Source organism: Pandoraea pnomenusa (assembly GCF_000767615.3).
In the GTDB taxonomy this organism is placed as follows: Bacteria; Pseudomonadota; Gammaproteobacteria; order Burkholderiales; family Burkholderiaceae; genus Pandoraea; species Pandoraea pnomenusa.
Genome location: NZ_CP009553.3, coordinates 3,365,409 through 3,391,157 on the forward strand (window position 1 = coordinate 3,365,409; position 25,749 = coordinate 3,391,157).

A 25,749-nucleotide genomic window follows, 5' to 3' on the forward strand; every position below is an offset into this window, starting at 1 on the left:
GGACGGTGCGGCCGTGCGCTCACGGCAACGTCACCACGCAACGATGCAGTCCATGGCCGGACGCGAGGTACTTGCGCTCGAACGGCGTCATGGGCGCATCGCCGGGCGTCGGGGCCCACGTCTCGACGCTCGGGCGCACACCGCTGAGCCACTCGGTGGCCAGGGCGAATTCCTCGATGTAGAGGTGCCAGTTGCTGCGGCACTCGAGCACGCCGCCCAGCGCGATGACCGTGGGAAACACGGCGTGCGCGTGCCAGCGACGCGAGAGCTGCCCGATCTTCGGCCACGGATTCGGATAGAGAAGGTAGTGGCGTGCCGGGCGAACGCCTGCGTCGGCCAACTGCCGCCAGAAGTCGACGAGATCCGCACGCACCCACACGAAGTTCTCGGGCCACACGCCTTCCCACCAATCCTTGCCTCGCACGATGCGACTCTCCGACTGGTCGATGCCGATGACGAAGTGATCGGGAAACTGCGTTGCCAGACGTAACGTGCTTTCGCCTACGCCACAACCGGCGTCGACGATGAGCGGCGCGGCGCCGGCGGTGCGCCAGGCGTGCATCGCCGCGTCGAAAGCCGCCGCGCTGTAAGCGGCCAGCGGTTTGCGGAACACCGCTTCGCGATGACGATGCACGAGGTCCGCGAGCTTGTCGTGCGGACCGGTTTGAGCACTCTCGACAGTGCGTGAGTTTGCGAACATGCGAAAGGAATGCGGTGCGAACGCGCGAAGTTTGCGCAGGCCGGCGTGGCATCGAAGCGTGAATCAGGCCCGCATTGTAACGCGCCGTCACTTTCCCGCCCTGCCCTGTTACGTTTGCGGGCTTACCCGGCGGGCGTGAGCGGCGCTTTTTTCGGTTAAGATGGGAGCCGCCTAGCCGCTGTCTTTCAAAATGCGGCCAAGCCTCTTCGCGAGCGGCGCACGCAATCGGCTCATACGATGGACCACCGCGTGCCCGCATTGCTCTGCAATGCTCGGGTCTGTCCAGACCCGTCCGCCCCCGAGACTACGTCAAGTAATGTCGAATCGATTTTTTCAACGCGCCGTCGGCGTCGTGATGCGAGCCGTGCGCCAGGTCGCCGCTTCCGCCTCGATCGCCGTGGCCGCGCCGTTTTGCCTGTCGGCCTTCGCGCCTCCTGCACAGGCCTTCACGCTCGAGCAGCATCGTGCGCTGGTCGAGCAGTTCATCAACACGCGCCACGCCGACCCGCTGGTCGCCGACTGCGCCGCGCATGCGAGCTTCGTCGTGGCGACGCTGCCCGGGTACGAGAGCGTCGAGTACGCCGACAACGCCCTCGACGCGGACCACGCCAAAGTCGCGCCATGGTCGGGGCCATTCGACGATCGCAAACAGCGCGTCGACGTCACGCAGATGGTCGAGCTCGACGGCATCGGCAAACGCACCACCGGCCAGACGGACAACATCCACATACGTTGTGGCTACGCGGACGGCCGCATGATGGGCTTCGATTACACGTCGCCGCTGCCGCAGGTCGAGCAACCGGTCAAGCGCGCGTCACGCGGTCACACGCGCGGCAAGGCATCGCACGCCACCGCGAAGTCGGGCAAGCGGAGCGCTGCGAAGTCGTCGGGCAGCAAGTCGTCGTCGAAGTCGTCCGGCACCAAAAAGGCCACGACCAGGAAGAAGGCGCACTGATCGCACGATGCGGCGTCCCGGACGCCGTATCGCGTTCACGGCTTACTTCTGGTCCGCCTGCATCTGCGCCCAGATCGCCGCCAGCATCGACGCACCGAGCGCCGCGCTGCGCGCGCCGTTCCAGCCTGTGTGCGTGTCGGGCCGGTTGGCGTTGTCCTTGAACGGCATCTCCAGCGTCAACGCCAGACAACCAAAGCGGTGGGCAACCCACTTCGACGCGAGCTTGAGCGACTCCGGCCCGTGCTTGCCCGGCGGATAGCCGAACTTGTCCTGGAAGTCGAGGCTGGCCGCCTTGAAACGTTCGCCGAATGCCTTCTCGCGGGCGAGCAACTCGGGCGATGCCGTCTCGACCCCATCATTGCCGGCGAGGAACACGTAGGGCAGCGCCTCGTCGCCGTGAATGTCGAAGAACATGTCGCAGCCGAGCGCCTCGATGGCTTCGCGTACCACGAAGACTTCCGGGCTGCGCACGGGATCGGGCTCGAGCCATTCGCGATTGAGGTTCGCGCCCGCCGCATTGGTACGCAGATTGCCGCGCGCCGCGCCGTCGGGATTCATGTTCGGCACGATGTGCAGCGTCGCTTCGTCCAGCACGGCCCGGGCGAGCGGGTCGCCGGCCCAGTCACCCGCGCCCAACAACCGCCGCAGCATGCCTTCCACGAACCACTCCGCCATCGTCTCCCCCGGGTGCTGACGTGCAATCACCCACACGTTGCGCTTGCCGGCACGCGGCTCGCCCACCGTGAGCAACGTCATGTCGCGGCCGTCGACGGTGCGCCCCAGCGAGCGCGTTCGGGCGAGCGGTGAATTCTGCGCCGTGCCGACCAGCGCGAGGTGGCGTTCATCCGAATAGGGTTCGAAATAGGCGAGGTAGACGCTGTCATGCGCGGGCGTGAACGCGACGGTCATGACACGCCCGTCGTACGACGTCGGCACGCGAAACCAGGTCACGCGATCGTACGATGCGACCGCACGGTAGTTCTCCCATCCGCGCGGGTATGACGTCTGCCCCGCGTTATCGAACACGATGCGGCAGGGCACACCCGCCACGCCCTGCACCCGGAAGTGAAACCACTGCGCGAACGCCGCGGCGTTGTCCTGGGGAATGCGCACGTGGATATCGTCCGCCTGCGCGGCGCTGACAACTTCGATGGCGCCGCTGTCGAACCGGCTGCTGATGTGAACGGTCATGGCTTGTCTCACTGACGCAAGGACTGGCAAAAACGAAGAGGCCCCGGCGCATTGGCTCGGGGCCCGTGGTTGTCTGGCGCTATGCCACTCGGCGGCGGAAGACCCAGAGCGCATCGTTCGACACGCTGTCGTCGAACGCGTAGCCCTCGCTGTCGAATGCCTTGAGCTGCTGCACGTCGGTCACGCCGCGCTCGATGGCGTAGCGCGCCATCAGCCCTCGTGCCCGCTTGGCGTAGAAACTGATGATCTTGTACTTGCCGCTCTTCCAGTCTTCGAACACCGGCGTGATCACGGGCGCCGCCACCAGACGTCGCTTGATGACCCGGAAATACTCCTCGGACGCCAGATTCACGAGCACGCGACGCGGCTCGGCATGCTCGGCAAGCGACGCATTGATCGTATGCGTCACGCGCTCGCCCCAGAACGCATACAAGTCACGCCCGCGCTTGTTGGCAAAACGCGTGCCCATCTCCAGACGATACGGTTGCAGCAGGTCGAGCGGCCGCAGTACGCCATACAGGCCGGAGAGAATGCGCAGATGCTTCTGTGCGAAGTCGAGTTGCGTTGCGCTCAGGCTGCGCGCGGCGAGCCCTTCGTAGACGTCGCCGTTGAAAGCGAGCACGGCTTGCTTGGCGTTGGTGGTGTCGAAGCGCGGGGACCACTCGGCATACCGGTTGGCGTTGAGGACGGCCAGCTGATCGGAGATGCTCATGAGCGAGCCGACCTGCGCCGGGCTCAGTTCGCGCAGGCCCTCGATCAATTCGGCCGCGTCGTCAACGAACTGCGGCACGGTGTGCGTGCTCACGTGCGGCGGCGTTTCGTAGTCGAGCGATTTGGCCGGCGAAAGAACAATTATCATATTGGGTGCAGCGTTCCTGCAAAAACGAGAAACCGACATTCTATCCAATGCTTCAAAACGCTGTTGCCACGCCCGCCGACCGGGCCTTCGCCGAGCATCTCGACACCCTGGCCACACCGCCGCGCGTGGTGCTCGACACCAATGTCTGGATCGACCTGCTGGTTTTCGACGACCCCGTCGCCCGGCCGGTGCGCGACGCGCTCGTGGAGCGCCGCCTCACGGCACTCATGGCGCCGCGCTGCCGCGACGAACTCGCCGTGGTGCTGACCTACCCGCAATTCGCCTCGCGCGAAATCGACAACGCGGCGGCACTCGCCTGGGTCGACGCCCACACGCACCGTATCGTGGTGCCGGACGACGCTGCCCCGCCCGCGTCCCTGCCCCTGTGCCGTGACCGCGACGACCAGAAGTTCCTCGAAGCCGCGCGCGACGGCCATGCGCATTGGCTCGTCAGCAAGGACAAGGCCGTGCTTAAACTCCGGAGCCGCGTGGCACGCCAGTTCGGCTTTCGTATCGTGACGGCCAGCGCCTTCACGTCGCTGCTGGCCATCGGCAGGTAGTGCGTCGAAGCGGGGTCGAAGCAGGGGCCGAAGTGAGGCCGAAGCGAGGCCGAAGCGTTAGAATGACGTCCTGATCACTGCTTCGTCCCACCGTATAAATGAACGCGCCTCACACTGCTTCGCCTTCGCCGACGCTGGTCGCGCCGCCGCTCACGTCGCGCCTGCCGAATGTCGGCACCACCATTTTCACCGTGATGTCGGCGCTCGCCGCCGAGAAGCAGGCCGTGAACCTCGGCCAGGGCTTCCCCGACTTCTCGTGCGATCCGAAGATCGTCGACGCCGTCTCGCGCGCCATGCGCGAAGACCACAACCAGTACCCGCCGATGGCCGGCGTTCCGGCGCTGCGTCAGGCGATTGCGGACAAAATCGGCCAGCTTTACGGACAGGCATACGACTGGAACACGGAAATCACGGTGACGGCCGGCGCCACGCAGGCACTGCTCACGGCGATTCTCGCCACGGTGCATCCGGGCGACGAAGTGATCGTGTTCGAACCGACGTACGACAGCTACGTGCCTTCGATCGAGCTGGCCGGTGGCAAGCCGGTTTACATCACGCTCGAGGCGCCCGACTTCCGGATTCCGTTCGACAAGCTGGCTGCCGCGATCACGCCGCGCACGCGCCTCATTCTGTTCAACACGCCGCACAATCCGAGCGGCACGGTGTGGCATGAAAAGGATCTGGCGAAGCTTGCCGAGATCGTGGCCGGCACCGACATCCTGCTGATCTCGGACGAGGTCTATGAACACATGGTGTACGACGGCAAGCGCCACGAGAGCGTGGCGCGCCATCCGGAGCTCGCGCGCCGCAGTTTCATCGTGTCGAGCTTCGGCAAGACGTATCACGTAACGGGCTGGAAGGTCGGTTTCGTGGCCGCTCCGGCGGCGTTGTCGGCTGAGTTCCGCAAGGTGCATCAGTTCAACGTGTTCACCGTGAACACGCCGATGCAGGTCGGACTCGCGGACTACATGCGCGACCCGACGCCGTATCTGTCGCTCCCGGCCTTTTATCAGCGCAAGCGCGACCTGTTCCGCGAAGGGCTCGCCGCCACGCGTTTCAAACTGCTGCCGTGCGAAGGCACCTACTTCCAATGCGTGGATTACAGCGCGATCAGCGATATGAGCGAGGCCGACTTCGCGCTTTGGCTAACGGGCGAGATCGGTGTGGCCGCCATTCCGGTGTCGGCGTTCTATCATTCACCGCACGAATCCGGCGTGGTGCGCTTCTGCTTCGCCAAGCAGGACGCCACGCTTCGCGAAGCGCTCGCGCGACTCGCGAAGATCTGAGCGGCGCGCGGCATCGCGCCGCCCCCGCTCGACCTCCGTTCTCCGTTCTCCGTTCTCCGTTCTCCGTTCCCCGTTCTCCGTTCGCCGGTCGATAGCCGACCGGCAAATGGAGTGCCGGCACGCGGGTTGGCCGCCTCACTTCAGTGCAGGGAAGTCCACCGTGGTGTCGTTGACGCGATTGAATACGTTCGTGAACGTGATGATCGCAATGGCCAGTGCAACGTCGACGACCGCCTCGTCCCCAAAACCCGCTGCCTGGAATGCCTCGAGCTCCTGCGGCGCAATCGTTCCCCGGCTTTCCTGGAGCACACGGACGAATCTCACCAGGGCATCCCGGCGCACATCTCCCGTCGGCGTCAATGCCTGGATCGCACGAACGCCGTCGACCGGAATTCCGGAGGCCTTGGCGGCAAGGCTGTGTGCCGCCACGCAATAGTCGCAGCCGGCCACGGCGCTCACCACCAGCTTGACGATTTCGCGTTCCTGCGCCGACAGCGTTCCATGCGAGAGAACCGCATCGGCGGAGAGCATGGCCTGGAGCGCAGGTGTGTTCAGGGCGCCGATAGCGGCGTAGGCGTTTGGCACCATGCCAATGGCCTTGCGGATCGCGGCAAAAACGTCGGCAGTGTTGCCCGCGGCAACGGTTGCGGCGGGCGTCTGGATACGTGAAGTCATTACGGGTTTTCCTTTCGAGAGAGTCCGCGCGGGCGAAAGCGTCGCCTTGCGAGGACGTTGAAAATCAGCGGTGCTCAACCATCCAGTCCGGTCGTTGCGTTCCGATGGAGGGACTTCGCGGCTTGGGGCCATGTCCCGAGTCGGGCGTTCAGGCCCAGGGCAATGGCTTCGGCAAGTGCCGCGACGAGACCGATGCCCCAGAGGGCGCCGGTGCCCAATACGAGCGCGCCCAGGGCGCTGCCAATCGAGAAGCCGAAGTACATGGTCGACGTGTTGAGCGCCAGGGCGACGGTTGCCTGCCCCGGGGCACCGGCGCCGATCAGGCGCGACATCTGAGCCGGAAAGAACGACCAGACAGTGAAGCCCCATGACGCGACAGCAACGAGTACCGGCACAAAGGCAATCCGCGCAGGCAACCCGGACGCGGCGGCCAGTGCCAGGAACGAAAGAGCGAGCAGCACCAGCGAAGCGCGCACCACGCGTTCGGCACCGAACCGGTCATTGAACACGCCTCCGGTCATCACACCGGCGGCCGCCGCCAGCCCCCAAAGCGAGACCGTCGCGGTCACCGCATTCGGATCGAAGTCGAGAACGGCCGCCAGGTATTCGGCGATGTACGGATATACGGCAAACGCGCCGATGGCCCAGAAAAGGCTGACGGCCAGGAGGCGCTGAATGGCTCGTTGGCGTGTCACCGACACGCGCTCGCGCAGGCTCGCCACCACGACGCCCTGCCCCGCCTCGCGTGCGATGCCCGCCGCGATTCCCACGATTGCGATGGCGCTCATCGCGCCGACCAGCCCGAACGTCGCCCGCCAACCGAAAGCGTGGCCGATCACACCGCCCAGCGGCAGTCCCAGCGCAATGGCCAGTGTCTGCCCCGCGCTAACGATGGCCAGAGCCCGGCCACGCATGCCGGGAGCCACGATGACGCCGGCCAGCCCGTTGGCCGCCGGCACATAGAGGCCCGCGGCAACGGCCATCAGCACGCGAGCGCCGAGCAGTACGGCGAACGAGGACGACAGCGCCGCGGCGGCATTACCGATGGCGAAGAGCGACATGGCCAGCAGCAGCACCCGCTTGCGCGCCATCCGGCCGGTGGCCACGGTGGCGACCGGAGAGGACAGCGCCAGCACCAGCGTGAATACGACAACCAGCAACGCTACCCTCGGGACCGGCATGGCGAAATCGCGCGCCATGACCGGCAGCAATGGCGCGATCATGAAACCTTCCGTGCCGATGGCGAAGGTGCCAAGGGCCAGAAAGCCGGCGGGAAGCAGGTTGGCACGGGTATTCAGGGCAAGCGACGCGGCCATGGCGCGGGTCTCCGAGGGAAGCGGGCCCGCTCGGCAGCAGGCCCGTGTGATTGCGCGGTCGTGTCAGACCGGGATCGGGTTGGCGGCGATCTCGGCGTTGAAGCCGTCGACCAGGGCGTGCTCGCCCAGGCCGGGGTTGTCGCGCAACGCGCGAACCGCCTCGACGAAGACCTCCGGCGCATCGGTCGCCAGGCCCTTCATCGTTTCGGCGATGAAGGCGTCGAGCGGCATGGCACGCGGATCGCCGCTCTTCTTGATCAGGTCGGTGTCCACCCACGGCGGCGCGATTTCCTGCACGGACACGCGGGTGTCTTTGAGCATGAAGCGCTGCGACAGCGCGTAGGAATGGAGCGCCGCCTTCGAGGCCGAATACACGGCATTGGTGGCGATCGGCACGTACGCGAGGATCGAGGTGTTGTGGATGATGGTGGCGCGCGGCTGTGCCTTGAGGTGTTCGACCAGCGCCGAGGTCAGGCGGATGGGGCCCAGCAGGTTGGTATCCAGAATGCGCCGCGAGACAGCGTCGTCGATCCGGCCGGATGCGTCGTCGAACGGCATGATGCCGGCGTTGTTGATGAGTACATTCAGTGTCGGGTAGTCGCGGATCAGTTGCGCGGCCACGCGGTCGATGTCGGCTGCATCCGAGATGTCGAGCGCCACGCCGTCAATGCCGGGATGGGCGGCGGCGACTTCGTCGAGCAAGGCCTGACGGCGGCCGGCAATGATCACTTTATTGCCCAGCGCGTGGAACTGCTCTGCGAGCGCGCGGCCGATGCCGGAGGTGCCACCTGTGATGAAAATCGTGTTGCCGGTCGTTTGCATGATTGTCTTCCTTGTCGTGCGCCGCACCGGCGCTGTTTGTCGATGGATGCACTATGCGCGCTCGGCAGGAAGTCTCAAATGACATATAAACGTCGATAACGGACATCCCCGTCATCAGGCGGCATGCACGCAAAAAAGCCCGGGGAGCAACCGGGCCGACAAGGACGTTTCGAACGATCGCGAATACCGCGGGACGATGACCGGATCACGCCGGAGCGCGACGGGCATCGCGGCTCCCCGGATCGAGGCGGAAAGGGATGTCACACGTTGGGTGGCGATGCGGGCGGGCGCACCGTGCACCGGTCGGCCCGAATGACATCGTTCCGGCGTATCAGGTCACGCCGCCTCGTCACCTTCCATCAGCTTCAGGTGACGTTTGAGGCTCGCGGGCGGCTGTCCGTAGTTGCGCAAAAAGGCACGTCGCATGCGATCCCGATCCGTGAAACCGGTGTCGCGGGCAACGACATCGAGCGGATGACGGCCATGCTCGAGCATTACGCGCGCGGCCTCCAGACGCAGCATCTCCACGGCCTTGGCGGGGGACTGCCCGGTTTCCTCCCGAAACACCCGGCTGAACTGACGCGGGGACAGACTGGCGGCGTCGGCCAGTTCCTCGACGGAGAGCGCGTTGCGCAGGTTCTCGCGCGCATACGTCAGGGCCCGTCGGACCCGATCCGAGCGTGGTTCCAGTTCCAACATCGCCGAGAACTGGGATTGGCCGCCCGGCCGGCGGTGGTACACGACCAGCTTTCGCGCGATGGCGCGCGACAGCGCCGGGCCATGGTCGTCTTCGAGCAGGGCCAGCGTGAGGTCGATGGCCGAGGACATGCCGGCCGACGTCCAGATGTTGCCGTCGCGGATGAAGATGCGGTCCTCGTCCACGCGAACTTTCGGAAAGCGCGCCTGCAGCGTGCGCGCATGTGCCCAGTGCGTGGTGGCTGCGCGGCCGTCGAGCAGGCCCGCCTGGGCCAGGACGAAGGCGCCGGTGCACACCCCCGCTACCCGGCGTGCCTCGTCACCCGCTCGGGCGACGTAATCGTTCAGCCCCGGCGAGACTTCCTGGGGCAGCAGTTCCCCTGCCACCATAAGCGTATCGGGCATGACCCCGATGGGCACCGTTTCGATCCCCGCGTTCATCGACGAGCGGATCGTACCGCCGCGCTCGGACAATATCGTCAGACGATAGCCCTGCGCCCCCAATTCGGCGTTGGCGAATTCAAAGGCCGTCAACGCGGCCAGCCCCATGAGTTGAAAGCCATCTTCGAGAATCAGGCCGACCTGTCGCATCGCGTTCCCTTCCTGAAATGCCGGATCAGCCCCATCCTGCCACCGAAGTGCTCGGCTGTGTGGCGCGTTGGCCGCCAATGGCCGGAAATGCCGCCTTCGTGTCTGCAATCTGCGCAGCCGACGCATGAACCGATGGCGGCCCGTGTCCTTTGGCGACCCACGCCCCGACGACGTTACTTCGCCGCCTTCTCCTTCTGCGCTTGCTGATATGCCTTCTGCTCCGCGCGCATGCGCTGGAACGACTCACGTTCGGCCATCAGCTTGGCGTAAGCCTTCCAGTCGATGCCGGCGGCCTGCAGGAAGTCTTCGCCGTACACCGCTTGCGTCGCCATGCCGAGAATCGGCAAATGGATGGCCGCCGCAATGTCTACCATCGTGAAAGTGTCGCCCGCGACATAGGGTGCGAACTTCGCCAGACGCTTGAAGGCCGCGATATTGCGGCGCAGCAGCTTTTCCGTGCGCGAGCGCGTGCCCTCCGACACCGTGCCGCCGAAGAACGCCTGCGTGTACACCTCGCGCACGACCAACTCCAGATGCAGTTCCAGCATCGTCAGTAATTCGCGCTCCTTGGCCTGACGCCACGGATCGGCCGAAAACAAGGCCGGCGACGGATGCGCGGCGTCCAGGTAATCGCAGATCACCTGCGATTCCGCCAGATAGCCATGCTCGGTTTGCAGATACGGCACCTTGCCAAGCGGCGAGCATTGCAGCAGCGGCTCTTCCTGGCTCGGAATGGACTCCGACTCCTCAAAGGACAGGCCCTTCTCGTACAGCACAACCTTGACCTTGTTGTAATAGTTGCTGATAGGAAATCCGTACAGCTTCAACATGATGTCTCCCATGCGGCACGGCCGGCGTCATCGGCGTCGAGGCGCCGTGCGACGTGCGCAATGTTCATGATGCGTCCCAGATGCACTGCCGCCCTCAGGGCGACGGCTCGTTAGCGGCCGGGCTCGACCGGCGGCCAACCGAAGTGTAACGGCATTGCGCGACCCTTCGTGAAACACCGGCGTGACGGCGTGTCCCGAAATCCGGCGGCACCGCCCGCGGAGCGATCGGTTTCGCCATCTTGCAGGCTGACCGCGCAGCGGAACAAGCGCTGGCAGCGTGCGCCAGATCGGCGACAATAGCGGCAACGCATCAGGCGCATCGGTTTGCATTGCTCGCGAACTCGGCAGGAAATTCATTTCCCGACCGACCGGTCGGACGATAGAATGGCGAGTCACGTTCGCGCGGCGTCCCCCACGACGTCGTTGCGGCGCCGGTCCAACGGCGCAACCGTACCTGCATGACGATTTCGATCGACGACAATCGACACCAACCTCGAGACACTCCGAATGACTGCATCCTCCGCATCCCCCTCCTCCGGCACGACCATCGACGTATTGGGCATCGTCGGCGCAGGCGCCATGGGCCGGGGCATCGCCCAGATCGCCGCGCAGGCCGGACTGCGCGTCAAGCTCTACGACACCAACGCGAAGGCTGTGCAGGCCGCGCTGGACGCGCTGCGCGACACGCTCGACAAGCTTGCCGCGAAGGGCAAGATCGAGGCATCGAGCGTCGAGGCGACGATGGGGCGTTTGCAGGCCTGCGGCGCGCTCGAGGATCTCGCCGACTGCCAGCTCGTGGTCGAGGCCATCATCGAGAAGCTCGAGATCAAGCGCGATCTGTTTCGCTCGCTCGAAGGCATCGTGGCGCCCGATGCGATCCTCGCATCGAACACGTCGTCGCTCTCGATCACGGCCATTGCCGCGGCCTGCGAGCGCCCGGAGCGCGTGGCCGGCTACCACTTCTTCAATCCGGTCCCGCTCATGAAGGTCGTCGAGGTCATCGACGGGCTGCGCACCGCGCCCGAGGTCGGCGACGCCCTGCTCTCGCTGGGTCGTCGAATGGGCCACACCGCCGTGCGCTGCAAGGACATGCCGGGCTTCATCGTCAATCACGCCGGCCGCGGCATGAACACCGAAGGCCTGCGCGTGGCCAGCGAGGGCATTGCTAGCTTCGCGGACATCGACCGTATCCTGCGCGAGCAGGCCGGCTTCCGTCTCGGCACGTTCGAGCTGCTCGACCTCACGGCGCTCGACGTCTCGCACCCGGTGATGGAATCCATCTATCACCAGTTTTACGAAGAGGCGCGCTTCCGCCCGTCGCCGATCACGGCAGTGCGTTTCGCCGGTGGCCTGCTCGGACGCAAGGTCGGTGAAGGTTTCTACCGCTATGTCGACGGCAAACAGCAGGTGCCGCCCGAGGCCAGCGCACCGAAAACACTGCCCGCGAGTGTGTGGGTGAGCCGAGCCGATTCGCGCGGCTTCGCGGCCGTGGTGGAGTTGCTCGGTGCCACGGGCGTGACCATCGAAGCCGGCGACAAGCCGTCGGACTCGGCGTTGATCGTCGTCACCCCCCTCGGCCTCGACGCGACGACATGCGCGGTCGAGCAGGGCCTCGACGCCACGCGCACTGTAGCTGTCGACACCCTGCTGCCGCTCGCGGGCGCCAAGCGTCACACGCTGATGACCACGCCCGTGACCACGGTCGACGCGCGCGACGCGGCGCACGCGCTGTTCGCGCATGATGGCACGCCGGTGACCGTGATTCGCGACTCGGCCGGATTCGTCGCCCAACGGGTGATCGCCACGATCGTCAACATCGGTGCGGACATCGCGCAGCAGCGCATTGCCTCGCCGGGCGACATCGACCGGGCCGTGACGCTGGGCCTGGGCTACGCCAAGGGACCGCTCGCGCTGGGCGACGCCGTGGGCGCGCGCCAGTTGCTCACGGTGCTGCGCAATCTGCAATCGTTCTACGGCGACCCGCGCTATCGTCCGTCGCCGTGGCTCACGCGCCGCGCGCAACTCGGCGTGTCGCTGCTCACCGAAGAACAGTGATCCGGAGAATCGCCCCATGAGCGCCGAACTGCTTGCCGAACGCATCGACCATACGCTGGTGCTGACGCTGTCCAACCCCGGAGCGCGCAACGCGCTGCATCCGGACATGTACGCCGCGGGCGTCGAGGCGCTGGCCACGGCCGAGCGCGATTCGTCGATCCGTGCGGTGGTGATCACCGGCGCCGACAACTTCTTCTGCGCCGGTGGCAACCTCAACCGTCTGCTCGAAAATCGGCAGAAAGACCCGTCCGTGCAGGCCGCGAGCATCGACGCGCTGGCCGAGTGGATCGAAGCGCTGCGCGCCTGTCCGAAGCCGGTCATCGCCGCCGTCGAAGGTGCCGCCGCGGGCGCGGGCTTCTCGCTCGCCCTTGCCTGCGATCTGCTCGTGGCGGCCGACAACGCCAAGTTCGTGATGGCGTATGTCAAGGTCGGCCTCACCCCGGACGGCGGCGGCTCGTGGTTCCTCTCGCAAGCCCTGCCGCGGGCGCTGGCCACCGAGATCCTGCTCGAGGGCAAGCCGGTGGCTGCGTCGCGTCTGGCGGCCGCGGGTGTGGTCAACCGCGTGGTCGCGCCGGGTCAGGCACGCGCCGAAGCCCTGAACTGGGCTTCCGATCTCGCGCAGCTCTCGCCGAACGCCGTAGGCCGTATCAAGTCGCTCATCGAGAGCGGTGCCAGCGATTCCCTCACCTCGCAACTCGGGGCCGAGCGCGACAACTTCGTCGCATCGCTGCACCATGCCGACGGTCTGGAGGGCATCAGTGCCTTCCTCGAGAAACGTCCAGCAAAATACACCTGATCGCGCGAACGACGACGGCGCGGGCGGCACGGGCGCCCCGTGCTCCCCACGCCGTCGTCCCACGCGCGGCCGCCACCCCGGGGTGGCGGACACCGGTATCCCTCATACCCCGTTCAGGAGATTGACCGCATGAGCGCTCTCGGCCACCCCGGCACCGCCGCCGGCCCGCTGACTTTCACTCCGCCCGCGCGTCGCCGCATCTATCTGATGCGCCACGGCGACGTGACCTATTTCGACGACAGCGGCAAGCCCGTCGACGCCGACACCGTCCCCCTGAACGCCCTTGGCCGTGAGCAGGCAAGCGCCGCCGGCCGTGCCTTCGCCGCCGAGAATATCCGTTTCGACCGCGTGATCGTGAGCGGCCTGCCGCGCACGCGCGAGACCGCCGAGCGCGTGCTGGCCGAGACGGGGCAGCGGATCGATATCGAGACGTGGACCTGCTGGCAGGAAATTCGCGCGGGCAGTCTTGCCGACGTGCCGCCGGCCGAGTTGGCGCAGGCGTTCCTGAGCGCCTTCGACGGACTCGTGCCGGAAGAGACCCGCTTCATGAACGGCGAGTCGGTGAGAGAGCTGCTCGATCGCGTGGTGCCGCCCCTGGCGGAGTTGCGTGCCGACCCATCGTGGGACACCGTGCTGCTGGTGCTGCATGGCGGCGTGAACCGTGCGATTCTCTCGCATGCGATGCATCCGCACGGACGGCTATTCCTGGGGCAGCTCGCCCAGACGCCCGCGTGCATCAACGCCCTCGACGTGGGCGACAAGCCACAGGACTGGGTGGTACGGTTGATGAACTTCGCGCCGCCGCAGCCGCTGCATCGCGACAACCGGCTCACCGTCATGGAGAAGATCTTCGCGTCGTTCCTGCGCACACGTCGGCGAGACTGAGCGCGGCCGAACGCGGCGCATCTCGCCGGGTAGTCGTCGAGTTACCGAATCGTAGCAATCGTCCCGATCCACGTTGCACCGGAAATGCAGGAGACAGCATGGCCGAGGAGCTTCCACAGGACTTTTCCGCATTCGCAGGCGAGCGCGCGCTGGGTTCGCGCGTGCCTTTCGACGCCGCCGCGCTGGAGCGCTGGCTCGTTGCGAACGTCGACGGCTTCGCCGGGCCGCTCGCGATCACGCAATTCAATGGCGGCCAATCGAATCCCACCTACCGCCTGAGAACCCCCGGCGCGGCGTACGTGCTGCGCACCAAGCCCGCGCCGGCGGCCAGACTGCTGCCGTCCGCGCACGCCATCGAGCGCGAGTATCGCGTGATGGATGCGCTCGCCGGCACCGATGTGCCGGTAGCGCGCATGCGCGGTCTGTGCGAGGACGAAGGCGTGATCGGTCTCGCGTTCTACGTGATGGACTTCGTCGAGGGGCGTGTCCTGTGGGATCCGGCCCTGCCCGGCATGACGGCGGCCGAACGCGGCGCCATCTACGACGAAATGAACCGGGTGATCTCGGCGCTGCACCGCGTGGACTACCGGGCGATCGGCCTCGAATCGTACGGCAAGCCCGGCGACTATATCGCCCGCCAGATCGCGCGATGGAGCAAGCAATACCGCGCGTCGGAGACCGAGACCATCGATGCCATGGATCGCCTGATCGCGTGGCTGCCCGAGCATTTGCCCACCGACGCACCCGAGCGCACCACCATCGTGCACGGCGACTTCCGGCTGGACAATCTCATCTTCCACCCCAGCGAGCCGCGCGTGCTTGCCGTGCTCGACTGGGAACTGTCGACGCTGGGCGACCCGCTCGCCGACTTCAGCTACCACTGCATGGCCTGGCATGTCAGTCCGGGCGTGTTTCGCGGCATTGCCGGTCTGGATCGGGAGACGCTGGGCATTCCCGACGAATCCGACTATGTGAGGCGTTACAGCGAACGCACGGGGATCGCGCGACCGTCGCAATGGAACTTCTACCTCGCGTACAACATGTTCCGCATCGCGGCGATCCTGCAAGGCATCATGAAGCGCGTGAGCGACGGTACCGCCGCGAGTCAACAAGCGCTGGACGCCGGCCGACGCGCCCGCCCGATGGCCGAACTCGCCTGGCAGTACGCCCAGCGCAGCGATGCGCAACGTGCGTGAAGGCGCACCGCGGCCTCGCACGCTTCGTGGCCGCTCGATGCCCGCACCGACCTTGATTTGCAAAGACTTCGCATGCCCTTCGCACCCGTAGTCCGCCACTGACCGGAGACGTCATGGATTTCAGCTACAGCCCCAAAGTCGACGCGTTGCGCGCGCGTCTGAGCGCGTTCTTCGATGAACACATCTTTCCGAACGAGCGCCGCTATCTCGAGGAAATCGACATCGCGCGGCGTCAGGGCGACGCCTGGCAACCGTCGCAGGTCATCGAACGCCTCAAGCCGCTGGCACGGAAGGCGGGGCTCTGGAATCTCTTCCTGCCCGACTCCGCGCGCGGCGCTGGCCTCACGAACGTCGAATACGCGCCACTGTGCGAGATCATGGGACAGGTGCCGTGGGCGCCCGAGGTTTTCAATTGCAATGCGCCCGACACCGGCAACATGGAAACGCTGGAGCGCTACGCCACGGACGCCCAGAAGGCGCAATGGCTGGCGCCACTGCTGCGCGGCGAGATCCGGTCCGCGTTTCTCATGACCGAGCCGGACGTGGCATCGTCCGATGCCACCAATGTGCAATGCCGGATTCGTCGCGACGGCGACGACTATGTCATCAACGGACGCAAGTGGTGGTCGACCGGTGCGGGCGACCCGCGCTGCGCGCTTTATATCGTGATGGGCAAGACCGACCCGGACGCGCCGAAACATGCGCAGCAGTCGATGATTCTGGTGCCGGCGGATGCGAAGGGTGTCTCGCGCGTGCGTCCGCTCACCGTGTTCGGTTACGACGACGCGCCGCACGGCCACATGGAAATCGTGCTCGACGACGTTCGCGTCCCGGCCAGCAGCATCCTGCTCGGCGAGGGCCGTGGCTTCGAGATCGCGCAAGGCCGCCTCGGGCCGGGACGCATCCACCATTGCATGCGACTCATCGGCCTGGCCGAGCGCGCCTTGTCCCTCATGTGCCAACGCACGCTCTCCCGGGTGGCGTTCGGCAAGCCGATCGCCGCGCAGGGCGTCACACGCGAGCGCATTGCCGAGGCGCGCTGCCTGATCGAGCAGGCGCGTCTGCTCACGCTCAAGGCGGCGTACATGATGGATACCGTAGGCAACAAGGCGGCGCGCGCCGAGATCGCCATGATCAAGGTCGTGGCGCCCAACATGGCGTGCCAGGTGCTCGACTGGGCGATGCAGGCGCACGGAGCGGCTGGGCTGTCGGGTGATTTTCCGCTCGCGTACGCCTACGCGAGCGCACGCACGCTGCGCTTTGCCGATGGCCCCGACGAGGTGCATCGCAACGCCATCGCCAAGCTGGAACTGGCACGCCACATGGCGGCCGACGACGACGCTTCGGCGGGCGTGGCACGAGGCTGACCCCGCGTCCGGCAGGGAAAAACGTTCTGTGGTGTAATTTCCGGGCAGTTTTCCCGAGGGCGCCTGACGCGCGCCCTCGTCCTGTTTCGTCATCCGTGTCGTCACCGTGCCGGGCGCCTGGCGGGATCGTCGCAGCGCTGGCCGGGGAGACGGTCGTCCGCCCGCGTGGCGGCGCCCCAGACGGCCCCACGAGGAGTCGCAATTGATTCAGGTCTATTCCTGGGCCACGCCGAACGGCCACAAGGTCCACATCATGCTCGAGGAGTGCGGCTTGCCGTACCACGCCCATGCCGTCGATATCGGCGCGGGCGACCAGTTCAAGGAAGAATTTCTCGCCATCTCCCCGAACAACAAGATCCCGGCCATCGTCGACGAGGACGGTCCCGACGGCAAGCCCATTTCCCTCTTCGAATCCGGGGCTATCCTGCTCTATCTGGCGGGCAAGACCGGACGATTCCTTCCCGAGGACGTGCGCGGCAAGTACGAGACGCTGGAATGGCTGATGTTCCAGATGGGCGGCGTGGGGCCGATGCTTGGCCAGGCGCACCATTTCCGCATCTACGCTCCCGAGAAGATCGACTACGCGATCAAGCGCTACACGAACGAGGCGCGCCGGCTTTATGGGGTGCTCGACAAGCGTCTGGGGCAACACCCCTATGTGGCGGGCGACATGTACACCATCGCGGACATCGCGATCTGGCCGTGGCTGCGCTCCTGGAAAAATCAGGGCGTGGAGTTGTCCGATTATCCCAATGTGCAGAAATGGTTCGAGGCGATCGAAGCGCGCCCGGCGGTGCAGCGCGGTGTGAAAGTGCTCGCCGACGCCCGTAAGCCGCTGCAGGACGACAAGGCCCGTGAAATCCTGTTCGGTGCCACGCAGTACGCGCGACGCTGAGTGTTATGTGCCGCCGACGATCGGGCGATGTCGGGCCTGCCGCAGGGCAATGTCAGGGGCAGGCCGACGCCGGAGCAACGATCCGCCCGGGATCCCTGCGCCAAGGGGGGAAGATCGCCGGACGATCCGCGGCCGGTACGCCGGCACGCCGGCGATTGGCCGCTGCGGCGCTGCAGCACATGGCAGGGTTTACACTTCGAAACAAAGTGCGGTTTCGTCCGGGCGCGGGCGGTGCTAATCTAGGCGCTGTCCACACGGTGCGTACGCCCTACGGACAAGGGTGAAGCCGGCGCGCCGGTGCCAATTGCCTCGGACCGGCTCGATTCTGGATGCATCGGCAACGCCCGGCGCCGGCCATACACCGCCGGCCCTCAGCCGTTCGCAGTTCCTCGCCGCTGGCTTTTGGAAGATCCGGGAGATCCACATATGTCAGGCAAGTTCGAACTCAAGCGCAGCCCCAACGGTGAATTCCACTTTCACCTGCTGGCCGACAGCGGGCAGATCATTCTCTCCTCCGAGACCTACAAGGCGCGCGCGTCGGCGCAAAACGGCATCGAGTCCGTGCGCAAGAACGCCGTCGACGACCACCGGTTCGAGCGCAAGACATCAACATCCGGCCGACCGTATTTCGTGCTCAAGGCCCGCAATGGCGAGATCATCGGTCAAAGCCAGATGTTCTCGACCGCCGATCAGATGGAAGATGGCATCTCGCAAGTCAAACGCGATGCGCCGGCGGCGTCGGTGAGCGATTTGTCGCATACCTGATCGTTGTGATCCTGTCGCATTGGCGCGGCGCGGTTCGACTTCCCGCGATCGGTAATATGCACGGTCTGAACGTGACCGCGCACTACGGCTCAACGTGAGCAAATGCGCCGCCTGGCAGCCCTCGCGATTGTCTGCCTTTTGCCCGATTCGTCCCCTTCCTTGAGCGCGAATTCCCGACATGCCTGAAGCGGCGTGCCGGCCGTCGTCACTCGCGGACAAGCGATATCTGGTAGTCCTTGCCGGGGGGGCGCCACCAACATGGCGCGGACCACGTTCGTGCCTCGTCGCCATTGCGCGAACGCCCGATCCCTTCTCGCCAAAGTCGATATCGCATGCCTCGTCTCAATGCCTGCCCGACAGTCGTGCCACTCCCGGTGGCAAGTGACCGCTCTCGCGATCTCGCGCTCCCCGGATCGACGGTGGCGGCGCATCCGGCTGATGAGGTCAATGGGACTGACATCCTCCGGTCGCTCTACATCACGACGCCGCACACCGAAGTGCTGCGCTGGAAGTCAGCGCTGGAGGATGTCTATCGCGCACACGCCGGCATTCGCACCAGCCTGCCACTGTTGCTGAGCGATGCGCCCATGGACGACATCGCACAATTTCTCGAGGGGGATATCGATCAACTCGTCGACGCGCTCAACACGTTCCCCGAGCTGTCTCACGACATTGCCGCTACATGGGAACGGGCGTTGGCCGCGCGCCGTCCCTATGAGACGCTGGAAGAAATCGCGAGGCGAGTGACGTCGACGCGCAATCTTCGCAGCATTCAACGCTCCTTCGAACGAGCAGCGACGCGCGGGATCTCCTCCGACACGCACGACGTCGAGGCGCCCGGCGACCGTTGGGTGCATCGCGTGCGCGACGCCTTTCGCTGGTGCCTCCTTGCGGGCAGCGGCCACGATCCCCGCTGTGACGGGCATGATCTTGCGCCGTGGGCACATCCCCTCGCGCAAACTTTCAGCGCGGGGCCTCCCCTGCTTCGCCTGGAACGGCATGGCGCGGTGGGCACCCTTACCGGACTGCTTTACGCTTACGCGGGCGTGACGCAGATCGTGAGGGAGATCGGTTGCGCCGAACCGCTGCACGTGTGTCAGTCGCGACAATTCGCACGAGACCTTCGCTTCGCCGACGCCTTCGCAATGGAGCAACAAAGATGGCGCGTCGACCGCGCCGTTCCTCGCTCACACGCCAAGGACGCCCGCGCCGCAAGCGACACCGCGTCCGGCCCGTCTTCTCCGGAGTCATCGGGTGCCACGGGCGCCATGGCGTTGCGCGAGGTCATCGGCAATGCCGTGGACGCGTGTCTGGCTACGCTCGCCGATGCTGCCGGTCAGATCGGGCAACAGGCACTCGCCTACGATCCCCTGCGGTTCCCCGCCGCTGACGCGATCGCACCAGCCTCGCCCACCTTGTCCGATGCCCGCTCGTCCGAAGCGACTGCCGCGCATCGCATACGGCATGCATCCCATCATCACCCTTCATCGCGCACTGGCGGGACCTGGAGCGCCCCGTGGGAAGCATCGGAAGCCGTTCAACGCATCACCGCGCTCGCAGAAACCCAGACCGAGCGTGACGACGCGCGCAGGCGGGTCTCGGAGACGCTCGCGCCCATGCTGAACCTGCGGAAGTTGCTCCACGAGGGACTGGTACAGCGCCTGGCACCGGGCAAGACACCGTTCGATCCCGACGCGTTGTATCTCAACCGGTTCCGGTATTTCGTTCGCCCAATACACCTGCACCTGCCCGCAGGCACCTTCGCACGCCGGGGACTGCTTGACTCGATCACGCTGTCGGAAGCCGCGTCCCGATTCTTCGCCGGGAGCGATCGGGTGCACGACACGACGCTGGCGTATGGGATCTATACACGCAATGTCACCGACCACCCGTATGCCCTGCCTTCCGACGAGTTCGCCGACCTGTCCGTGGACGGCTTCGTCGCGGCCATCGGCCTGAGCCGGGCGCGCTGGGAGGCAAACCTTGGGGCGATGGCAACGTCAAGCATCGATGCGGCCGGCCTGACATCGATATACGAATGCGCGCGGAACGCGCTCGAACAAGAATCAGTGCTCGCGTATAACGCCGGACAGCTCTCCATCGACGGGCTGACCCTCGCGCAGATCGTGGCATACGCCCCCAGCGCGGCCCAACGCTCGGATTCGCTCGACAGCGCCCTGAGCCACGTCAAAGGATACGGCATAGCGATCGAGTTTCCCGGGCAGGATTCACCTGTGCACCCGGCCGGCATGTTCGCGATTTCCGAGAGTCCGTCGACGCTCACCAGGCATCGGCAACGCGTACTCATGGTCGTTCCGGGCAGCGAATGGCCGCTCCGGGAGTACGCGTCCATGGACAGCCTTCTGGCCGACGTGGCACGTGGCAACGCGTCACGTCTGTACCGCGAGCTCGTACGGCGCCTGCCGCTGGACGCGCAGCATGTCGGCGCGGCGCATCCTCCCGGGCGCATCACGTTCCAGATGTGGCACGGCGACATTCTGCAAATGTCCGTGCAGACCAGCGTCGACGTGATCCGTCGCGACGAGGCCCGCAGCGATCCGCATCGGCTCGACGATCGTCGCAGTGAGGAATGGATATCGTGGCTGGCGGGCACCGCAACCGATACCAGCGCCACGTCGACCCACGACGCGTCACCCGCCGAGACCGGATTTCCGCACAGATATCCCCCGGAGGCGCTCAAACGCGGTGAGCGTCTGACGGTCGATCTACGGACAATGCAGCAAGTGCGCCAACTTGGTCAGTTGCGTCTGGCGTTATCGGCGGCGTTGCCGGATATCGATGCGGGCGCCGGGCAGTACATGGCCAACCTCGTCGACCGCCTGGCAGGTGTGACGATCGATGCGTCCCGCGTCTATCTGCACATCTATCGCAGTGGCATGTCGGCGTCGGGACAGCCGGCCATGTCCGCGAAGCGCCGGTTGCAATGCGTCGAAACCTCCTCCCTGCAGCAACTGATGACCGGTCTGGCGAGCGGCAGCCGGCAGGCGACGCTGCCTGCGCACACCGTGGCGATGTTCTCCATGGATGAGCATCCCGTCGGGGCAAGACCGATGGCCATTGGGCAGTTGACACCCGCGACATTACTCGCAGCCGTCGACGTGAACGCCTTCATCAACCGGCAATGCGATCTTTTCGACGCATTCTGGTCACAGCAATCGCACGACATATACCGATCTCTCAAAGGCGCGTTCATCATCGAATCGTTCGTGCAAGCGCAGGATGGCCGTTTGCCCGCACCGGCAGCGAATATCGCGCAAAGAATCGCTGGCGTGAGCCAGTCGCACACACTGGATCTCGATGGAATCGACACGCCACTTCCCCCACCCGCCGGCATCGAGATCGGGTGGCTACGCGTTGGCACCGCCGTCTCGGATATCCAGATCTTCGCCGACATGCGCTCCGGCTGGCGGCTCGTGTATGCGCCGGGCCTGCTGCCCGGCACAATGGCGGCGGTCGAAACACAAGGTCAGCTTCACCACTGGCTGCTCAGCCAGATTCGCGACCCCGACAGCCGCCAACGGTTGGCCGGTGCGTTTACCGTTGTCGATCGGCGCAATGCAAATGAGAAGGGCATCTCCGCCATCACGACGCCCGACGCCCGCTTCCCGCCGGACGGACTCGAGACATCCATCGTCCCGATCCGTGGCGATCCCTTCCAGGCCTATTCGCAAACGTTTCGGGCGAGGGCGGAAACGGAAAGCCGACCATCAGGCTCACTTCGTGAAGTCGGGGGATCTCTGGCCACCCTGCTGCACTGGATGGCCACGACGAATTTTGTCACCGGCATGGGCACCTTCATGCGCGCTCCCTTGCCGGGGATGACACCACTGCATCTGGCCCTTTCGATGGGGAATTTGTTCATCGGCGCTACTTCGCTCGCCTTCGAAGATTCGAGGATTCGCGAAGCCGCCGTGAACTCGCTGGTCATTGGCGCATGCGGCATTCCGATCGGTTGGTACTACACGGCCAATGCCGCGTTGCGCAGCCGCCTGCAGCGCTTCGTGACCGCCACGCCCCTGGGACGCCTGCGAGAACTCATGCCGAACCTCTATCGCGGCGAACACGGCATGGTGCTGCGCTCCGGCGATCAGTATTTCGATGTCGAATATTGCGCGCAGGAACGAACATGGCAGATGGTCGACACCGGAAACCCAACAACGCCCGGGCCCCAGGTTCGGCAGAATGAACACTACGAGTGGTATCTCGACGACACGCCAGCCATCGCACCAGCCTCACATGCCGCGCAGGAAACCGTCTTTCACGAGGCGGTAAACCGAAAGTTCCTGGATCTCGGCTACCGCTCGAAACTCACCGCACAGCGCCAATCGGCATCGCTCGAGCGTCGAGCTGCATTCGCGGCCGGGCGCCGTGATGCCCAACAAAGCCCGCTATTGCCATCGGACACGGCCAGACCGTCGGAACTCCTTAAACTGGATTTCGTCGACCCGTCGCTGACCGACCCCCGGCTTCTGGGCATTCTGTCGCGCAGAATCGAAGAGGCTGAACGCGCCGAGGCAACGCTACGTGCGGCGATGAGCTCGCGCATCGTTGCCAGCGAGATTCGCGATGCCGGGGGAAAATTCACCGCACTGCCTCAGTCCGCCTACGTCAACACCAACGGCGATGGCCACACGGGGTTCTGCCTGCCGCTGGTGCGTCTGATGGCCGTGGCACGGCACGCGGGGCGCGAAGGCGAATTGGTCGCGAAGCTCGAACGCGCCGTGCTCGCGCCCAAGTCGAGCGAAGCGCTCGAATTGCGGCAGCAACTGGCGAAGCTGCACTCCAACGAGGCCGCCAGCGTGGCGGAAACGAACCTGGGGCTGCGCGACATCGGCTCACTCAGCGATGCCATCCGCAGCGGTCCGACGCACGCCACCTATATCGTCAGCACGTGCGCACATTCGCTGTCAGTAATGGTGACGCCGGACAAGTCGGTCTTCTACGACCCCAACTTCGGATTGGCAGAGTTCTCACGCATCGCGGATGCCGTTGCCGCATTTGCCGCACACCTCCAACGACACGACCTGCCAAGGCTGTACCGGGCGTTCGATAGCGGCGGCGTCTGGCAATTCTCCGTCAGGCGGGTCCATCTCAAGGCGCTCGCGGAGGTCGATGTCGGCGGCAAGACGGTGATGGAGGTCGTGCGCGCCGCGCCCGGGTGAGCGACGTTGGCGCTCAGGCGCCGCGCTTCCGATACAGGCCGGTGCCGCGAAACCGGCACACTTCCTCCCCGTGCTGATTGGTCGCGGTCCACAGCTGGCGCACGATTCCCCGGTCTGGCCGGCTCTTCGATTCACGCACTTCCAACGTACTGCTCGTCACGCTGAGGGTGTCGCCCGGGCGCACCGGCTTGAGCCATTCGATCTGCTCGACCCCCGGCGAGCCCATGCTCGACGAGCGTGACAGCAACTTGTCGACGTTGAGCCGCATCATGATCCCGCAAGTGTGCCATCCGCTGGCCACAAGGCCCCCGAAGTGCGATTGCGCTCCGGCCACTTCGTCGATGTGGAACGGCTGCGGATCGAACTGCTGCGCGAAGCGCACGATCTCCTCGGCCGTGAATGTGTATTCCCCGAGATCGAAAGTGTCGCCCACGGAAAAGTCTTCGAAGTAATACTCAAGCGCTGTCATTCCATCCTCCTGCTTCTCGTGTCTGCAACGATGCACGGGTCGTGGGGTGCAAGGCGCCGTGCGCAACGAATTCTCCTGGACACTGATCTCGATACCGATACGAGACAGCCGAGCGACTATTGCAGCGTTTCCTTCACACTGTCGGGCAAGGGCAATGCCATGATGTCGATGCCCTCCTCGGCAAGCGCTTCCGCGTCTTCACGCGAGGCAGTGCCGCGAATGTTACGCTCCGGGGCTTCCTGATAATGGATCTTGCGCGCCTCTTCGGCGAAATGACTGCCGACGTCCTCGGTGTTCGCGATCACATGGCGCACTGCCTTCATCCAGAGGGTCTGCAACGCGCGATGCGCCTCCACCGCGGTCGGCTGCCGCGAGTCGCCCGCCGGGACCGGGTCGGTGCGCGACGTGGCACCAGACAGGTTCAATCGCGGCGCCGACGGCATGCGTGCCACCGCCGTGTCGCCACAGACCGGACACGCGACGAGGCCGCGCGCCTGTTGCGAAAGATAGTCATCCTCCGAGCCGAACCAGCCCTCGAAGGTGTGCTCATGGGCACAACGCAGATCAAAAACCTTCATGACGCGATGCTTGTGCTCCCGCCCTGCCACGCAGGTGCGCCAGGGCGCGGGATCGAAAAATGACCGGAAATCAGCGCAGCGGCGAACGCTCGTTCGGCTGCCAGACTCCAGATAATATCTTTTCCAGCCAGAACGCGCCGATGATCGTTTTGACGTCGGTAATACGGCCGTCGCGCACCCATTGCAGCAATTCGGTGGCGGGCATCCTGAAGACGTCCAGGAACTCGCCTTCGTCGAGTTTCTGCTCGCCGTGCGACAGATCGCGCGCCAGCCAGATGTCGATGAACTCGGTCGAATAGGAGATCACCGGGTGAATGCGCGTGAGGTAATCCCAACGTCCCGCCCGGTACCCCGTCTCCTCGAGCAGCTCGCGCTGGCCGCAGGCCAGCCCGCCTTCGGCGTCATCGAGCTTGCCCGCCGGCAGCTCCGTCATCACGCGCTCGAGCGGATAGCGATACTGGCGCTCCATGAGCACCTGCCCGTCTTCGAACAGCGGAATCACCATGACCGCGCCCGGGTGCGTCGTATATTCGCGCACCGCCTGCTTGCCATCCGGCAAACGCACCGTATCGCGCTTGATGGTCAGAAACGCACCCTCGTACACCGTATCGGTCGCGAGACGCGACTCGATCAAATGCTGGTCGTCGACTTGACGTTGGGTCATATGCCCTCCACGGCAAAAAAATTGGCGATCCCAAAACAAAACGCCGCCCAATGGGCGGCGTCTTGCGAAGCAGACATCTCAGGCGGCAGCCGCCGGTCGATGACGCCACAAATACCGGTAGACGAAGCCCGGAAACGCGAACACGACGAACAGACTCGCCGTCACGGCGTAAAACTCCCATCCCTGCGTGAACACATTGCCGATGCCGGCCTCGATCAGGTAGCCCAGCGCGCCGACTACGAAGTACGCCACCACCATCTCGATCAGACGCCACCACAACGGCTTGACCCCGCGCCGTAGCGCGATCACGCCGAACAGGCGCTGGTTCACGAACGGCAGGTTCGCCCCCAGCAAGGCCAGCAGAATCACGAGCGTACCACCTGCCGACATGCCCATCGCTGTTGTCTCCGTCAGT

23 protein-coding genes are annotated in these 25,749 nt (G+C 65.3%); 11 read left to right on the forward strand and 12 right to left on the reverse strand.

Going from position 1 to position 25,749, the window contains the following annotated elements; all coding sequences use genetic code 11:
• Nucleotides 1–19: 19 nt before the first annotated feature.
• A complete protein-coding gene (gene trmB, locus LV28_RS39055; protein ID WP_023596613.1) occupies nt 20–700 on the reverse strand; it encodes a tRNA (guanine(46)-N(7))-methyltransferase TrmB in 681 nt (226 codons plus the stop codon).
• Between the two features lie 316 nt (nt 701–1,016).
• On the opposite strand from trmB, the gene LV28_RS39060 reads away from it, so the two are divergent.
• A complete protein-coding gene (locus LV28_RS39060; protein ID WP_048806597.1) occupies nt 1,017–1,655 on the forward strand; it encodes a BspC domain-containing protein in 639 nt (212 codons plus the stop codon).
• Between the two features lie 42 nt (nt 1,656–1,697).
• Here the strand turns inward: LV28_RS39060 and LV28_RS39065 are convergent, their stop codons facing one another.
• Nucleotides 1,698–2,846 (reverse strand): M14 family metallopeptidase, encoded by a 1,149-nt coding sequence (locus LV28_RS39065; RefSeq protein WP_038620733.1) that lies wholly within the window; start codon nt 2,844–2,846, stop codon nt 1,698–1,700.
• Between the two features lie 79 nt (nt 2,847–2,925).
• Nucleotides 2,926–3,705 carry a peroxide stress protein YaaA gene (gene yaaA / locus LV28_RS39070; RefSeq protein WP_023873891.1) on the reverse strand — a complete coding sequence of 260 codons (780 nt, stop codon included), beginning with the start codon at nt 3,703–3,705 and terminating at the stop codon, nt 2,926–2,928.
• Nucleotides 3,706–3,752: 47 nt separating this feature from the next.
• Between yaaA and LV28_RS39075 the strand changes: the two genes are divergently transcribed.
• Together LV28_RS39075 and LV28_RS39080 are read left to right on the forward strand one after the other, a co-directional pair.
• Nucleotides 3,753–4,265: a putative toxin-antitoxin system toxin component, PIN family gene (locus LV28_RS39075; RefSeq protein ID WP_023596617.1), complete on the forward strand. Its 513-nt coding sequence runs from the start codon at nt 3,753–3,755 to the stop codon at nt 4,263–4,265.
• A gap of 98 nt (nt 4,266–4,363) precedes the next feature.
• The gene (locus LV28_RS39080; RefSeq protein WP_023873888.1) at nt 4,364–5,551 is read left to right on the forward strand and encodes a pyridoxal phosphate-dependent aminotransferase; all 1,188 of its coding nucleotides are present in this window, start codon (nt 4,364–4,366) and stop codon (nt 5,549–5,551) included.
• Nucleotides 5,552–5,686: 135 nt separating this feature from the next.
• Here the strand turns inward: LV28_RS39080 and LV28_RS39085 are convergent, their stop codons facing one another.
• The 5 genes from LV28_RS39085 to LV28_RS39105 all read right to left on the reverse strand — a co-directional run bounded on the left by LV28_RS39085 (nt 5,687) and on the right by LV28_RS39105 (nt 10,481).
• Nucleotides 5,687–6,226, reverse strand: coding sequence for a carboxymuconolactone decarboxylase family protein (locus LV28_RS39085; protein ID WP_038620730.1), 540 nt, complete (start codon nt 6,224–6,226; stop codon nt 5,687–5,689).
• Nucleotides 6,227–6,300: 74 nt separating this feature from the next.
• On the reverse strand, nt 6,301–7,542 hold the full coding sequence (locus tag LV28_RS39090; RefSeq protein WP_048806596.1) for an MFS transporter: 1,242 nt from the start codon (nt 7,540–7,542) through the stop codon (nt 6,301–6,303).
• A 63-nt stretch (nt 7,543–7,605) separates the two neighbouring features.
• Nucleotides 7,606–8,364 (reverse strand): SDR family oxidoreductase, encoded by a 759-nt coding sequence (locus LV28_RS39095; RefSeq protein ID WP_023596621.1) that lies wholly within the window; start codon nt 8,362–8,364, stop codon nt 7,606–7,608.
• Nucleotides 8,365–8,700: 336 nt separating this feature from the next.
• The gene (locus LV28_RS39100; RefSeq protein ID WP_025249348.1) at nt 8,701–9,651 is read right to left on the reverse strand and encodes a GlxA family transcriptional regulator; all 951 of its coding nucleotides are present in this window, start codon (nt 9,649–9,651) and stop codon (nt 8,701–8,703) included.
• Between the two features lie 173 nt (nt 9,652–9,824).
• The gene (locus LV28_RS39105) at nt 9,825–10,481 is read right to left on the reverse strand and encodes a glutathione S-transferase family protein (RefSeq protein ID WP_023596623.1); all 657 of its coding nucleotides are present in this window, start codon (nt 10,479–10,481) and stop codon (nt 9,825–9,827) included.
• Between the two features lie 507 nt (nt 10,482–10,988).
• Here LV28_RS39105 and LV28_RS39110 point away from each other — a divergent pair.
• The 8 genes from LV28_RS39110 (at nt 10,989) to LV28_RS39145 (ending at nt 23,623) form a co-directional block, all read left to right on the forward strand.
• Nucleotides 10,989–12,536 carry a 3-hydroxyacyl-CoA dehydrogenase gene (locus LV28_RS39110; protein ID WP_025249349.1) on the forward strand — a complete coding sequence of 516 codons (1,548 nt, stop codon included), beginning with the start codon at nt 10,989–10,991 and terminating at the stop codon, nt 12,534–12,536.
• A 16-nt stretch (nt 12,537–12,552) separates the two neighbouring features.
• Nucleotides 12,553–13,332: an oxepin-CoA hydrolase, alternative type gene (locus LV28_RS39115; protein WP_038620726.1), complete on the forward strand. Its 780-nt coding sequence runs from the start codon at nt 12,553–12,555 to the stop codon at nt 13,330–13,332.
• Nucleotides 13,333–13,500: 168 nt separating this feature from the next.
• The gene (locus tag LV28_RS39120; protein ID WP_023873875.1) at nt 13,501–14,217 is read left to right on the forward strand and encodes a histidine phosphatase family protein; all 717 of its coding nucleotides are present in this window, start codon (nt 13,501–13,503) and stop codon (nt 14,215–14,217) included.
• Nucleotides 14,218–14,315: 98 nt separating this feature from the next.
• Nucleotides 14,316–15,413, forward strand: a complete 1,098-nt coding sequence (locus LV28_RS39125; protein ID WP_038620724.1) for a phosphotransferase — start codon at nt 14,316–14,318, stop codon at nt 15,411–15,413.
• Between the two features lie 113 nt (nt 15,414–15,526).
• The gene (locus LV28_RS39130; RefSeq protein ID WP_023596629.1) at nt 15,527–16,780 is read left to right on the forward strand and encodes an acyl-CoA dehydrogenase family protein; all 1,254 of its coding nucleotides are present in this window, start codon (nt 15,527–15,529) and stop codon (nt 16,778–16,780) included.
• A 202-nt stretch (nt 16,781–16,982) separates the two neighbouring features.
• A complete protein-coding gene (locus LV28_RS39135; RefSeq protein WP_025249351.1) occupies nt 16,983–17,675 on the forward strand; it encodes a glutathione binding-like protein in 693 nt (230 codons plus the stop codon).
• A 426-nt stretch (nt 17,676–18,101) separates the two neighbouring features.
• The gene (locus tag LV28_RS39140; RefSeq protein WP_023596631.1) at nt 18,102–18,440 is read left to right on the forward strand and encodes a YegP family protein; all 339 of its coding nucleotides are present in this window, start codon (nt 18,102–18,104) and stop codon (nt 18,438–18,440) included.
• A 332-nt stretch (nt 18,441–18,772) separates the two neighbouring features.
• Nucleotides 18,773–23,623 (forward strand): Mcf1 protease effector domain-containing protein, encoded by a 4,851-nt coding sequence (locus LV28_RS39145; protein ID WP_147291624.1) that lies wholly within the window; start codon nt 18,773–18,775, stop codon nt 23,621–23,623.
• Between the two features lie 13 nt (nt 23,624–23,636).
• On the opposite strand, the gene LV28_RS39150 is transcribed toward LV28_RS39145, so the two are convergent.
• From LV28_RS39150 to LV28_RS39165, 4 genes are all read right to left on the reverse strand, one after another.
• Entirely contained in the window at nt 23,637–24,092 is a 456-nt protein-coding gene (locus LV28_RS39150) for a MaoC family dehydratase (protein ID WP_038620717.1), read from the reverse strand.
• 116 nt (nt 24,093–24,208) lie between these two features.
• Nucleotides 24,209–24,670, reverse strand: coding sequence for a DUF1178 family protein (locus tag LV28_RS39155; RefSeq protein ID WP_038620714.1), 462 nt, complete (start codon nt 24,668–24,670; stop codon nt 24,209–24,211).
• A gap of 70 nt (nt 24,671–24,740) precedes the next feature.
• Entirely contained in the window at nt 24,741–25,334 is a 594-nt protein-coding gene (locus tag LV28_RS39160; protein ID WP_038620711.1) for an NUDIX domain-containing protein, read from the reverse strand.
• A gap of 78 nt (nt 25,335–25,412) precedes the next feature.
• Nucleotides 25,413–25,724, reverse strand: coding sequence for a DUF2818 family protein (locus tag LV28_RS39165; protein ID WP_038622371.1), 312 nt, complete (start codon nt 25,722–25,724; stop codon nt 25,413–25,415).
• Nucleotides 25,725–25,749: the final 25 nt, after the last annotated feature.